12 protein-coding genes and 1 riboswitch are annotated in these 12,523 nt (G+C 70.1%); of the genes, 3 read left to right on the top strand and 9 right to left on the bottom strand.

Annotated features, from left to right (window positions below; genetic code table 11):
- Window positions 1–9: 9 nt before the first annotated feature.
- Entirely contained in the window at window positions 10–918 is a 909-nt protein-coding gene (locus tag TF1_RS02220) for an aldose 1-epimerase family protein (RefSeq protein WP_016188478.1), read from the top strand.
- 39 nt (window positions 919–957) lie between these two features.
- Here TF1_RS02220 and TF1_RS16095 read toward each other — a convergent pair whose 3' ends face one another.
- The 9 genes from TF1_RS16095 to fmt form a co-directional block, all read right to left on the bottom strand.
- Window positions 958–1,098, bottom strand: a complete 141-nt coding sequence (locus TF1_RS16095; RefSeq protein ID WP_155983531.1) for a hypothetical protein — start codon at window positions 1,096–1,098, stop codon at window positions 958–960.
- Window positions 1,099–1,191: 93 nt separating this feature from the next.
- On the bottom strand, window positions 1,192–1,662 hold the full coding sequence (locus TF1_RS02225; RefSeq protein ID WP_011291529.1) for a PH domain-containing protein: 471 nt from the start codon (window positions 1,660–1,662) through the stop codon (window positions 1,192–1,194).
- 60 nt (window positions 1,663–1,722) lie between these two features.
- Window positions 1,723–2,235, bottom strand: coding sequence for a 6,7-dimethyl-8-ribityllumazine synthase (gene ribH, locus TF1_RS02230; RefSeq protein WP_011291528.1), 513 nt, complete (start codon window positions 2,233–2,235; stop codon window positions 1,723–1,725).
- Window positions 2,236–2,256: 21 nt separating this feature from the next.
- A complete protein-coding gene (locus TF1_RS02235; RefSeq protein WP_011291527.1) occupies window positions 2,257–3,489 on the bottom strand; it encodes a bifunctional 3,4-dihydroxy-2-butanone-4-phosphate synthase/GTP cyclohydrolase II in 1,233 nt (410 codons plus the stop codon).
- A gap of 41 nt (window positions 3,490–3,530) precedes the next feature.
- Window positions 3,531–4,193: a nicotinamide riboside transporter PnuC gene (pnuC, locus tag TF1_RS02240; RefSeq protein ID WP_011291526.1), complete on the bottom strand. Its 663-nt coding sequence runs from the start codon at window positions 4,191–4,193 to the stop codon at window positions 3,531–3,533.
- A complete protein-coding gene (locus TF1_RS02245) occupies window positions 4,190–4,807 on the bottom strand; it encodes a riboflavin synthase (protein ID WP_011291525.1) in 618 nt (205 codons plus the stop codon). The genes pnuC and TF1_RS02245 overlap by 4 nt, the downstream gene beginning before the upstream one ends.
- 100 nt (window positions 4,808–4,907) lie before the next feature.
- Window positions 4,908–5,038: riboswitch (FMN riboswitch) on the bottom strand.
- Window positions 5,039–5,261: 223 nt separating this feature from the next.
- Complete coding sequence (gene rpe, locus TF1_RS02250) at window positions 5,262–5,930, bottom strand: ribulose-phosphate 3-epimerase (RefSeq protein WP_011291524.1); 669 nt, start codon at window positions 5,928–5,930, stop codon at window positions 5,262–5,264.
- 43 nt (window positions 5,931–5,973) lie between these two features.
- The gene (locus TF1_RS02255) at window positions 5,974–7,404 is read right to left on the bottom strand and encodes an RsmB/NOP family class I SAM-dependent RNA methyltransferase (RefSeq protein WP_011291523.1); all 1,431 of its coding nucleotides are present in this window, start codon (window positions 7,402–7,404) and stop codon (window positions 5,974–5,976) included.
- Between the two features lie 88 nt (window positions 7,405–7,492).
- The gene (fmt, locus tag TF1_RS02260; RefSeq protein WP_011291522.1) at window positions 7,493–8,425 is read right to left on the bottom strand and encodes a methionyl-tRNA formyltransferase; all 933 of its coding nucleotides are present in this window, start codon (window positions 8,423–8,425) and stop codon (window positions 7,493–7,495) included.
- Window positions 8,426–8,992: 567 nt separating this feature from the next.
- Between fmt and TF1_RS02265 the strand changes: the two genes are divergently transcribed.
- Complete coding sequence (locus TF1_RS02265) at window positions 8,993–10,318, top strand: glycoside hydrolase family 6 protein (protein ID WP_011291521.1); 1,326 nt, start codon at window positions 8,993–8,995, stop codon at window positions 10,316–10,318.
- A 107-nt stretch (window positions 10,319–10,425) separates the two neighbouring features.
- On the top strand, window positions 10,426–12,459 hold the full coding sequence (locus tag TF1_RS02270) for a primosomal protein N' (RefSeq protein ID WP_011291520.1): 2,034 nt from the start codon (window positions 10,426–10,428) through the stop codon (window positions 12,457–12,459).
- Window positions 12,460–12,523 lie beyond the last annotated feature (64 nt).

Genomic DNA, 12,523 nt, shown 5'->3' on the forward strand with positions numbered 1-12,523 from the left:
GTGCAGAAAATGGCCGAGGGTTCGCATTCCGCTATCACGTTGGAAGCGGGAAAGTACCGCGCCACAGTCGACCCGCTCGGTGCCGCCCTGCGCACGCTGCACTGGGGTGAGCGGGAACTCGTCTGGGGATACCCGGAGGGCCGCCCCCAACTCGCGCAGGGACAGATCCTCCTCCCCTGGCCGAACCGGATCGACCACGGTCGGTACTCCTTTGGCGGGACCACCTACCAACTGGAGATCACCGAACCGGAACTCGACAACGCGATCCATGGGCTGACCAGCACACTCCTGTGGCAGCCGAGCCAGATCACCGCGGACTCGGTCCGTTTCACCCTTGCGTTCGACGGCGCGCCCGGCTACCCCTTCCGCATGGAGTTCTGGGTGTGCTACAGCCTCGACCCCGACCACGGGCTGCACGTCCGCATCGGGGCGCAGAACACGGGGGACGGCCCGGCACCCTACGGCCACGGCAGCCACAACTACCTCACTCTGGGACTCCCGGTCGACGAGGTCACCCTGCAGCTTCCCGCCGCGGAATGGCAGCCCGTCAACGAGCGGATGATCCCCACAGGACCGGTCCGCTCCGTGGCCGGCACCGACTACGACTTCCGCACTCCCCGGCAGGTCGGCCCCACCGTCTTGGACACGGCGTTCACCGGCCTGCGCTTCGACGAGGCGGGGCGTTCCTGGACGGTGCTGAGCGCCGGGGAGCTGTGCGTCGGCCTCTGGGCCGATGACAGCCACCCGTGGCTCCAAGTGTTCTCCGCCGACTATCCCGGCCCGGAACGCCGCCGCCATCTGGCTGTCGAACCGATGACCTGCCCGCCCAATGCGTTCGTCACCGGAACCGACCTGATCGTGCTGGACCCGGGGCAGAGTATCGAGTCGTCCTTCGGCATCACCTCTACCCCGGAGTGACGCGGCACGTCATGCGGGGCGTCCGCGGCTCCGGGGCTCCTAGGTCAGGATCGAGGTCAGCGCCAGGACGATGATCGTCAGCCACAGCAGAGTGATGACGATCCGGTCGATCCGGCTCTGATGGCGGTACTTCCTTCCCCAATGTTTGGAGCCCATGTCCTTAGGACGTTTCCGCTCCACGGAAGGTTCTCAGTTTCGGCCAGGTTTTTACCTCGTTATGACAGGAATTGAAGGATCCCTACCGCCCTGGCCGGGGCCGGGACGCCCGCGGACTCAGCCGCGGCTGGGTTCTGCTGCTTCGCCGCGCTCCCGCAGGTGGTGCCGGAACTCTTCGAGGTAGGCCCGGGCCAGTTCCCCGTCGTTGCTCTGGATCCCCATCACCGCCAGGGTGGAGCCGTCGGCCAGGTCGATACTCGGCCACGGCTCCCCCACCGGCATTCGGGCGTCGATGATCTCCGGCCACACCAGGACGTGGGTGCGGATCACATTGACCACGGTCACCCGGTGCTCGGTCAGCTCGAGCCGGGGCCGGGCCAGGAAACGCAGCCCGCCCCCGATCAGCGCGCCCACCAGGATCAGCGAGATGCGGTCCTGGATCCCCCAGTTCGGGGGCATGATGACGGCGAGGAACACCATGGTCGCCATGATGAGCGCGGCGAGTCCGTAGGCGACGATGCGGAGGTTGCGTGGTCGGAAGGTCACCGGCAGCGCACGCGGCGCCTGCCGGTTCATCCCGTTCACCATGCCCCTGTCTCCCGCATCCTGGATCGGCACGCCTGGCTTCCCCTCTGTGCTCTTCTTCCGTCACGTGGTTGTCGGCCGCGGCCGTCCGTCCCGTTGTCCTCGTGCGTCCCGGAGTTTGCGGAGCACGAGGGCGGTGTCGAGTGCCGCTACCGCAGCCTCCCATCCCTTGTCTTCCTTGCTGTCCGGGAGGCCGGCACGGTCCCGTGCCTGTTCCAGGGTGTCACAGGTCAGTACTCCGTTGCCCACGGGGACCTCGGTCCGCAGCGCCACCTCGGTCAGCCCGTGGGTGAAGGACTGGCACACGTAGTCGAAGTGGGGGGTGTCGCCGCGGATAACCGCGCCCAGCGCCACGACGGCGTCGTGGGTGCGGGCCAGTTCCTGGGCGACGACGGGGATCTCCACGGCTCCGGCGACCCGCACCACCGTCGTCTCGGCCACCTTGCACTGTTCAGCCGCGGCTAGGGCCCGCTCCAGCATCGGTTCGACGACTTCGGCATTCCACCGGGTGGCGACCACCCCGAGGGTCAGCCCTTGGGCGTCTACCGTGTACTCAGGCCGTCCAGCTCCGCTCATCGTTACTGCTCTCCACCACGGTCAGGAGGCCAGACCCGGCAGGTCGTGGCCCATACGGTCGCGTTTCGTACGCAGGTAGCGCAGGTTGTCGGGGGTGATGGCGGCGGGGAGCGGGATCCGCTCGTCGACCACGACGCCGTGCGCGGCCAGCCCGGCGGCCTTGTCCGGGTTATTGCTCAGCAGCCGCACCGACCGCACGCCCAGGTCGAGGAGGATCTGCGCTCCGGTGCCGAATTCGCGGGCATCGGCGGGCAGCCCCAGTTGCAGGTTGGCGTCCACCGTGTCCGCACCCTGGTCTTGGAGCCGGTAGGCGCGGAGCTTGTGCAGCAGGCCGATGCCGCGGCCTTCGTGGCCGCGCTGGTAGACGATCACTCCGGCACCGGTTTGGGCGATCCGCGCCATGGCCGCGTCCAACTGGTCGCCGCAGTCGCAGCGGTACGAGCCGAACGCGTCCCCGGTGAGGCATTCAGAGTGGAGCCGGACCAGCGCCCGCTCCCCGGTGCCGAGGTCGCCGTAGACGAGGGCCACGTGCTCGGAGTCGTCCACGACGGAGCGGTAGCCGACCGCCCGCCATTCGCCGTAGCGGTTGGGGATCCGGGTCTCCACGACCCGTTCGATGAGGGTCTCCGTGCGGCGGCGGTAGGCCACGAGCTGTTCGATGGAGACCAGGGCGAGGCCGTGCTCGTCGGCGAAGGCGCGGAGTTCCGGCAGCCGGGCCATGGTGCCGTCGTCGTTGACGATCTCCGCGATCACCCCGGCGGGGCGGCGGCCAGCGAGCCGGGCCAGGTCCACGGCGGCTTCGGTGTGCCCGCGCCGCACCAGCACCCCGCCGGGACGGTAGCGCAGGGGGAAGATGTGGCCGGGCCGGACGAAGTCGCCGGGCTCGCTGGCCTCGTCGGCGAGCAGCCGGATCGTGCGGGCACGGTCCGCGGCGGAGATGCCGGTGTGCACCCCGGTACGGGCGTCCACGGTCACGGTGTAGGCGGTGTGCAGCCGGTCCTCGTTGCGCGGTGTCATCAACGGCAGGTTGAGCCGGTCCAGGTCTTCGCCAAGCATCGGCACGCACACCACCCCGGAGGTGTGGCGGATCATGAAGGCCAGCAGTTCGGGGGTGGCCGCATCGGCGGCGAAGACCAGGTCGCCCTCGTTCTCCCGGTCGGCGTCGTCCACGACGACGACCGGGCGTCCCGCGGCGATGGCTTTGAGCGCCTCGTCGATGTCGTCCAGCGGGATGGGGCTGGCGGTGCGGTTCACGGCAAACTCCTCTGTGCGGCAGGAACGGTAGGTCACGACGGTCAGGCGAACGAGTGCACTGCTGGGGCCTCAGCGTTGCGGCGGGCCCGGTAGTGGCGCATCCAGTTGCGGAGCCCGAGGACGGCGAGCACGAAGAACACGCCGTAGACGACACCGCTCACCCACAGGCCGGACAGCACGGTGATGGGGATGCCCACCATGTCCACGACGATCCACACCACCCAGAAGTCGACGAGCCCGCGGCTTTGGGCGTACATCGCCACTGCGCTTCCCACGAAGATGAACGCGTCCAGCCACGGCGCCCAGGACCAGCCGGTGACGGTGAAGAACCAGCCCACGGCGGCGGTTCCTCCGGCCAGGACGGCGATCAGGCGGAGTCGTTCTGCCCGGTGGGCGGGGCGTACCGCGAGGTCTCCTTCGTCGCGGATTCCGCGCGCCCAGCGGTACCACCCGTAGACGGCGAGCCCCGCGACGACCACCTGTTTGAGCGCGTTGCCGACCAGGTGGGCGTCGACCGAGACCACGAAGAGCAGGAACGTGCCGGTGAGCTGGACGGGCCAGGTCCACAGGGTGCGGCGGATCGCCAGCGCCACGGTGGCCAGGGCCGCGAGGTTGCCGATCAGGTCGGCCCAGCGGACATGCTCACCGAACAGCGTGAACCCGGCGTAGGCCCACTCCAGCCATGCGCTGCCGGGGCCGCTCATCGGATACCGCCCACCCGGTCGCCCAGCAGGCGCTCCACGTATTTGGCCAGGGTGTCGACCTCGATGTTGACTTTCGTGCCTACCGTGGCGAACCCGAGGGTGGTGGCTTGCAGCGTGGTAGGGATCAGGCTGACCGTGAACGAGGAGTCGGTGCAGGCGGCAACGGTGAGGCTCACCCCGTCCACGGCGATGGACCCTTTTTCCACCACGTAGCGGGACAGGCGGGCGGGCAGGGAGAAGGTGACGGTTTCCCAGTCCGTGCCGGGAACCCGCTCGGTGACGACGCCGGTGCCGTCCACGTGCCCTTGGACGATGTGGCCGCCGAGCCGGGAGGAGACTTTGAGGGCGCGTTCCAGGTTCACCGGGGAGCCGACGGTGAGCGCGCCCAAGTTGGAGCGGTCCAGGGTCTCCTTCATCACGTCGGCGCTGAACCGGCCGTCGGCCAGTTCGGTCACGGTCAGGCAGACCCCGTTGACCGCGATGGAATCGCCGGGAGACGCGTCTGAGGTGACGTCAGGACCGTGGATGGTGAGCCGGATCGCATCCGCGGAATCCGATCCCACCGGGGTGACCTCGACAACCGTGCCGAGTTCTTCAACGATGCCGGTGAACATGCGAGAGCCTTCCCCCTAGCCAGGTCAGGCTCCGGGGTAAGGCGGCATCAGACGCCATCGGACTGCCGCGGCACACAGCAGCGAGTACCGCACAGATCCACCACGTACTACCTCCCATCCGGACTTTCACCGTCGGTACCGGAGTTTCACCGGTTCCACCAGCCGATGGCTTCGACTGGGTCGCGGACTGTCACCGCCGGTTCGGACTTTCACCGACCCCGGAGCACGCGTGTGTACTTCTTGCCCAACAGTGTGCCACGGAGGGGTATTCCGCGGCCAGACCAGGGTGGGGAACCGAATCCCGCACTATTCACTCTTCGTTGCAGGAAAAATACTTTTTGTTCTTATTGCGTTCATCACCTGCAACAAAAGTGACGGAAAGGAAACGGATCGTGCGGGCGGGATGCCGCGGTGGTCGGACCAGTCGGGTGCGGGAGCCGGTCCGACCGCGGGTCTAGCGGGCGGTGGCCCGCTCTGCGAGGGCGCGCAGGTGCTCGACGGCGGCCGCCGGGTCTTTTTCGCCGTAGACCGCGGAGCCTGCCACGAAGACGTCGGCCCCGGCTTCCGCGCACCGTTCGATCGTCTCCGCGCTCACTCCGCCGTCGACCTGGAGCCACACCGAAGCGTCGGCGTTGCGGATGAGTTCGCGGGCGCGGCGGATCTTCGGCAGCACGAGGTCGAGGAACTTCTGGCCGCCGAAACCGGGTTCGACCGTCATGACCAGCAGCATGTCGATCTCACCCAGGAGGTCGGCGTACCCGTCGACCGGGGTGGCGGGGTTGAGTGCCAGCCCGGCGCGGGCCCCGGCCGCACGGATCGCCCGGAGCGTGCGTACCGGCGCCTTGGCGGCTTCGGCGTGGATGGTGACGCTCTGCGCGCCCACTTCGGCGTAGGCCGGGGCCCACCGGTCCGGGTCCTCGATCATCAGATGGCAGTCCAACGGCAGCGGCGCCACCTTGAGCAAGGACTCCACGACGGGCAGGCCCAAGGTCAGGTTGGGCACGAAATGGTTGTCCATGACGTCGACGTGCAGCCAGTCGGCGGCACCGGCGACGGCCTCGACTTCGTCGGCCAGGCGCGCGAAGTCGGCGGAAAGGATGCTGGGTGAGATCTGGATTGCCACGGAAGGAGAGTGTATTGGGGCCGAATCTCAAGGTCAGACCGGCTCAGCGTTTCCGCAGCAGCGCCAGGAACATCGCGTCGGTGCCGTGACGGTGCGGCCAGAACTGCACGAAGCGGTCGGCGGCGACGTCGGGGACTTCCGGCAGGTGGCGGGCAGCGTTGAGCAGGTCCGCGTCGTCGCGTCCGGCGAGGACGTCGGTAACGACGCCGCGGGTCTCCGCGAGGTGCGGTGAGCAGGTGACGTAGCCGACCACTCCGCCGGGGCGGACCGCGTCCAGGGCCCGGTTGAGCAGGGCGCGCTGCAGCGGGACGAGTTCGGCGAGGTTCTCCGGGGTGCGCCGCCACCGCGACTCGGGGCGGCGGCGCAGCGCGCCCAGGCCGGTGCACGGCGCGTCGACGAGCACCCGGTCGAAAATGCCGTCCCGCCACGGCGGCTGGGTGGAGTCGGCCACGATGACGCGGGCGGAGTTGCCGAGCGACCGGTGGACGGCGCGGGCGACCAGTCCGGCCCGTGCGGGCTGCACTTCGGCGGCGAGCAGGCGTCCGCCGCGCTCCCCCACGAGTCCGGCCATGAGGGCGGCTTTTCCGCCCGGTCCGGCGCACATGTCCAACCACTGCTGGTCAGGGCCGGAGACCGGCACCCGGCTCAGGGCCAGAGCGACGAGCTGGCTGGCTTCGTCCTGCACGACGGCGCGGCCTTGGCGGACCAGGCGCAGCATGCCGGGGTCCCCTTCCGGGAGGACCGCCCCGTACGGCGAGTAGCGGGCGGCGACAGCGCCTTCGTCGACCAGGTCGGTGACGGTGGCGCGCCCGGGTTTGGCGAGCAGGGTGACGCGGGGCCGCTCGTTGTGGGCGGTGAGGAGCCGTTCGGTCTCTTTCAGGCCGCTGCTGGTCTCGTCGCCGAGCGCTTCCGCGAACGCCTGGACCACCCAGCGGGGATGGCTGTGGGTGATCGCGAGGTGTCCGACAGGGTCGGTCTTCCGGTCGGGGGCGAGCACGCTCAGCCATCCGGTGAGGTCGCGTGCGGTGACTTTGCGCAGGACCGCGTTGACGAATCTGGCGCGGTGGTGGCCGACGATCCGGCGGGCCAGGTCGACGGTGCTGCTGACCGCGGCGTGCGGGGGGACGTCCATGGACAGCAGTTGGTGGGCGCCCATGCGCAGCAGGGGGAGGACTTCGGTGTCGACGGAGCGCAGGGAGCGGTCCACGCAGGCGTCCAGGACAGCGTCGTAGGAGCCTTGGAGGCGCAGAGTCCCGTAGGTCAGCTCGGTGGCGAGCCCGGCGTCCCGTCCGGTGATCCCCCGTTCGCGGAGGAGGACGGGCAGCAGCAGGTTGGCGTAGGCGTCGCGGGTCTGGACTGCGTACAGCACGTCGTAGGCGACGCGGCGGGCCGGGTCCCGGGGGCGGGTCCGCGACGCGGAACCGCGAGGGCTGCGCCGGGTCGTGCGGTACGGGGATGAGAATCTCTGGGTCACGGTTGAGCCGCCTCGTCCCTGATCGTGGTGACGCTGTGTCTTGCGGTACGTCCCTCACCAACGAGGGTATCGGTCTGCCTCGGCATTCTCAGTCGTCTCCGAAGCGTTCCCCGTCGCCGATCCGGGCACCGCGGGCCCAGTCGGCGGCGGGCATGGCTTTCTTGCCTTGCGGCTGGACTTCGCCGAGCCGCACCGGGTGGGTGGCGGTGCCGACCAGCACGTCCCGGCTGGTGGCGACGAGCTGGCCGGGGGGCAGGGGTGCAGCGTCGGGAAGGGGTTCGACGGGGCCGAGTTTGATCCGGGTACCGCGGAAGCGGGTCCACGCGCCCGGGGCAGGGGTGCAGGCGCGGATGAGGCGGTCGACGCGCAGGGCGGGGGCGGTGAAGTCGACCCGGGCGTCGTCGGGGGTGAGTTTGGGGGCGTAGCTGACGCCTTCGCTGCCCTGCGGGCGGGGGACGAGCTCGTTCTTGGCGATGCCGTCGATGGTGCGCACCAGGAGTTCCGCGCCCGATTTCGCGAGGCGTTCGAGCAGGTCTCCGCTAGTGTCGCGGGGGCCGATGGGCTCGGTGACCGTGCCGTAGACGGGGCCGGCGTCGAGTTCCCGTTCGATCTGGAAGGTGGTGGCTCCGGTGATGTCGTCGCCGTGCAGGATGGCGTGTTGCACGGGGGCAGCGCCGCGCCAGGCGGGAAGCAGGGAGAAGTGCAGGTTGACCCAGCCGTAGCGGGGGATGTCGAGGGCTTCTTGCCGGAGCAGTGCGCCGTAGGCCACCACAGGGCAGCAGTCGGGGGCGAGCTCGCGGAGCCGGTCGAGGAAGGCGGGGTCGTCGGCCCGCGCGGGTTTGAGGACTTCGATTCCGGCTTCGGCGGCGCGGCGCGCAACCGGGCTGGCGACGAGGCGGCGGCCCCGTCCTGCGGCCGCATCGGGCCGGGTCACGACCGCGACGACCTCGTGCTCGGAGGCGAGTAGCGCATCCAGGGACGGCACGGCCACCTCGGGCGTGCCCGCGAAGACCAGTCTCATGTACGACCCCCTCATCCGCGATGGTGAGACCACGGCCGCTGCACCGCAGGGCTCTCCTGCTGCCGGTTCTGTCCGACCGTGGTCCAAGCGTATTGATCTTCGCGGGTGTCTCGGTCCTGCTGTGCCACGGCGTCGGGGAGTGCGCCGGTGTCCTCCCGCTGCCCGGCACTACCCTGCCCGGCCGGTAGTTACGCCACGCGTTTTTCTCCGGCGGGTTTCCGGAGTTCTCCTACCTCCGACCACCACGGGTTTTCCCCTGTGTTTCCGCGTTTTTTCTGCTATTTTCCTCCGACTCCGTTGTGACGCCCATTATCGATATGGATGATCTGACGTCTGAATCCCCTTGTCACCCTAGACATTCACCCATTTTGTCGCTTTTACGGCTTTCTTTGGGAGTTCTCCGTTTCACCAAGGAACAAAACCGCAACGGAGAGTAGGCGCGGTCTTTACAGCTCCCTTGCCAATGGTTATCGTCCGAACGGAAAACGATCTGGGAGCGCTCCCAGCCATGCGCTCCTCTTCGTGCCCCTCACTTCTTTTGAGCCTTGTGCTCGTTAGGAGCCCCGAATGTCCCCCAGACCTCTTCGCGCTCTTCTGGGCGCCGCGGCGGCGGCCTTGGTCAGCGCGGCTGCTCTGGCCTTCCCGTCGCAAGCGGCGGCCAATGATTCTCCGTTCTACGTCAACCCCAACATGTCCTCCGCCGAATGGGTGCGGAACAACCCCAACGACCCGCGTACCCCGGTAATCCGCGACCGGATCGCCAGCGTGCCGCAGGGCACCTGGTTCGCCCACCACAACCCCGGGCAGATCACCGGCCAGGTCGACGCGCTCATGAGCGCCGCCCAGGCCGCCGGCAAGATCCCGATCCTGGTCGTGTACAACGCCCCGGGCCGCGACTGCGGCAACCACAGCAGCGGCGGCGCCCCCAGTCACAGCGCCTACCGGTCCTGGATCGACGAATTCGCTGCCGGACTGAAGAACCGTCCCGCCTACATCATCGTCGAACCGGACCTGATCTCGCTGATGTCGAGCTGCATGCAGCACGTCCAGCAGGAAGTCCTGGAGACGATGGCGTACGCGGGCAAGGCCCTCAAGGCCGGGTCCTCGCAGGCGCGGATCTACTTCGACGCCGGCCACTCCGCGTGGCACTCGCCCGCACAGATGGCTTCCTGGCTCCAGCAGGCCGACATCTCCAACAGCGCGCACGGTATCGCCACCAACACCTCCAACTACCGGTGGACCGCTGACGAGGTCGCCTACGCCAAGGCGGTGCTCTCGGCCATCGGCAACCCGTCCCTGCGCGCGGTCATCGACACCAGCCGCAACGGCAACGGCCCCGCCGGTAACGAGTGGTGCGACCCCAGCGGACGCGCCATCGGCACGCCCAGCACCACCAACACCGGCGACCCGATGATCGACGCCTTCCTGTGGATCAAGCTGCCGGGTGAGGCCGACGGCTGCATCGCCGGCGCCGGCCAGTTCGTCCCGCAGGCGGCCTACGAGATGGCGATCGCCGCGGGCGGCACCAACCCCAACCCGAACCCCAACCCGACGCCCACCCCCACTCCGACCCCCACGCCGCCTCCCGGCTCCTCGGGGGCGTGCACGGCGACGTACACGATCGCCAACGAGTGGAACGACGGCTTCCAGGCGACCGTGACGGTCACCGCGAACCAGAACATCACCGGCTGGACCGTGACGTGGACCTTCACCGACGGCCAGACCATCACCAACGCCTGGAACGCCGACGTGTCCACCAGCGGCTCCTCGGTGACCGCGCGGAACGTCGGCCACAACGGAACGCTCTCCCAGGGAGCCTCCACAGAGTTCGGCTTCGTCGGCTCTAAGGGCAACTCCAACTCTGTTCCGACCCTTACCTGCGCCGCCAGCTGACCCCTCCTGGCAGTGCACTGGGTGGCTTAGGCCGTGCTGGGGCCTAAGCCACCCCTTTTTTGTGACCTCCGCTGCACCACCAGCGGCTCTGGTAAGACAGAGAAGCCATGTCTGACCAGACCGATCCCGCTGAGGAAGCCCTCTTCGAAGCGCCGCGCGCCTCCAAGCCCTCGCGTCCCCGCAGCCGCCGCCCAGCCCCCACCCGGTCCGTGGCGCGCGTCGTCGTGGACACCCCGCTGCCCCACCTGGACCACCCCTTCGACTACCGGGTCCCCGAATCCTTGGACCAGGACGCCGTGCCCGGCTGCCGGGTCCGGGTCCGCTTCAACGGGCAGCTGCTCGACGGCTTCCTGCTCGAGCGGGCAGACACCTCCGACTTCCCCGGCCGGCTGGCCTACCTCCACCAGGTGGTCTCCCCCGAACCGGTCCTCACCCCGGAGATCGCCGCACTGGCCCGGATCGTCGCCGACCACTACGCGGGCACGCTCAGCGACGTGCTCCGGCTGGCCATCCCGCCCCGGCACGCCCGCGTCGAGAAAGAAACCCCGCACACCCCGCCCCCACCACCCCCGCTCCCCGAACCCGACCCCGACCCCGGGCCTTGGGCCGACTATCCGACCGGCCCGGCGTTCCTCACCGCACTCCGCGACCAGCGAGCCCCGCGCGCCGTGTGGACCGCACTGCCCGGGCCCCAGTGGCGCGACGCGATCGCGGCGGCCGCCCACACCGCGGCCGTCGCGGGACGCGGAGTCCTCATCGTCGTGCCCACCGGGCGCGACGTGGCGAGCCTCGACGCAGCGCTGACCGCGCGGCTCGGCCCCGGCCACCACGTCGCGCTCACCGCCGAGCTCGGTCCCGCCGAACGCTACCGGCGCTGGCTGTCGGTCCTGCGCGGCCACGTGCGGGTCGTGGTCGGCACCCGCGCCGCCATGTTCGCCCCCGTCCGCGACCTGGGCCTGGTGGTGCTGTGGGACGACGGCGACGACGTGCACAGCGACCCGCACGCCCCCTATCCGCACGCCCGCACCGTGCTCTCGCTGCGCGCCCACTACAGCCGCTCCGCGGTCCTCATCGGCTCCCACACACGGACCGCGGAAAGCGCCCTCCTCGTCGAATCGGGGTGGGCGCACCCGATCGTCGCCGACCGGGCCCTCGTCCGGCGCCGCGCCCCCCTGGTGCGAGCCGCGGGCGACGACGCGGAACTCGCCCGCGACGAGGCGGCCCGCACGGCCCGGCTGCCGAGCCTCGCGCTGCGGGTAGCCCGACAGGCCGCACGCCACGGCCCCGTCCTGTTCCAGGTGCCGCGGCGCGGCTACCTCAACGCGCTGGCCTGCGCCCGCTGCCGCACTCCGGCCCGCTGCGCCGCCTGCCGGGGGCCGCTCGCCCTGCGCAGCGCCCACGCCATCCCCTACTGCCGCTGGTGCGGGCACATCGCCGGAGACTGGCGCTGCCCGTCCTGCGAATTCCCCCGGCTGCGCGCCACCGTGGTGGGGGCGCGCCGCACCGCCGAAGAACTGGGGCGGGCCTTCCCTGCCCTGCCGGTGCGCACGTCGGGCCGCGACGAAGTGCTCACCGAAGTCCCCGCCACCCCGGCACTGGTCGTGGCGACACCGGGAGCCGAGCCGACAGTGCCTGGAGGGTATGCGGCGGCGGTGCTGCTCGACGGCTGGGCCCTGCTGGGACGGGCCGACCTGCGCGCCGCCGAGGAGGCGCTGCGCCGCTGGTGCAACGCTGCCGCGCTAGTGCGCCCCGCAGCCGAGGGAGGCCAGGTCGTCGTGCTGGCGGATGCGGCGCTCCCCGCCGTGCAGGCGCTCATCCGGTGGAGCCCGGCGGCTTTCGCGGAACGGGAGCTCGCGGAACGGCGGGAGCTCGGCTTCCCGCCCGCGGTCACCATGGCGTCGGTCACGGGGGACCCGGAGCGGGTGCGGGAGTTCCTCGCGCAGCTCGACCTGCCCGAAGCAGCGGAACTGCTCGGCCCGGTCCCCGTCGGCACCGACGGAACCGAACGCGCCCTGCTGCGCATCCGGCGGGCCGCGGCCCGGGAACTGTCCGCGGCCCTCAAAGCGGCGAGCGCGGCCCGCAGCGCCCGCCGGGAAGAAAAATCGGTGCACGTGCGAGTGGACCCGCTCGACGTGCTGTAGCCTGCTTCGCTCGCTGTCTCCTGCCCAGCCCGGCCACAGCGGCCGAGCCCGCCCCCCGGGGAGG

Origin of the sequence: Thermobifida fusca NBRC 14071 = JCM 3263 (genome assembly GCF_001592045.1) — a bacterium.
In the GTDB taxonomy this organism is placed as follows: domain Bacteria; phylum Actinomycetota; class Actinomycetes; order Streptosporangiales; family Streptosporangiaceae; genus Thermobifida; species Thermobifida fusca.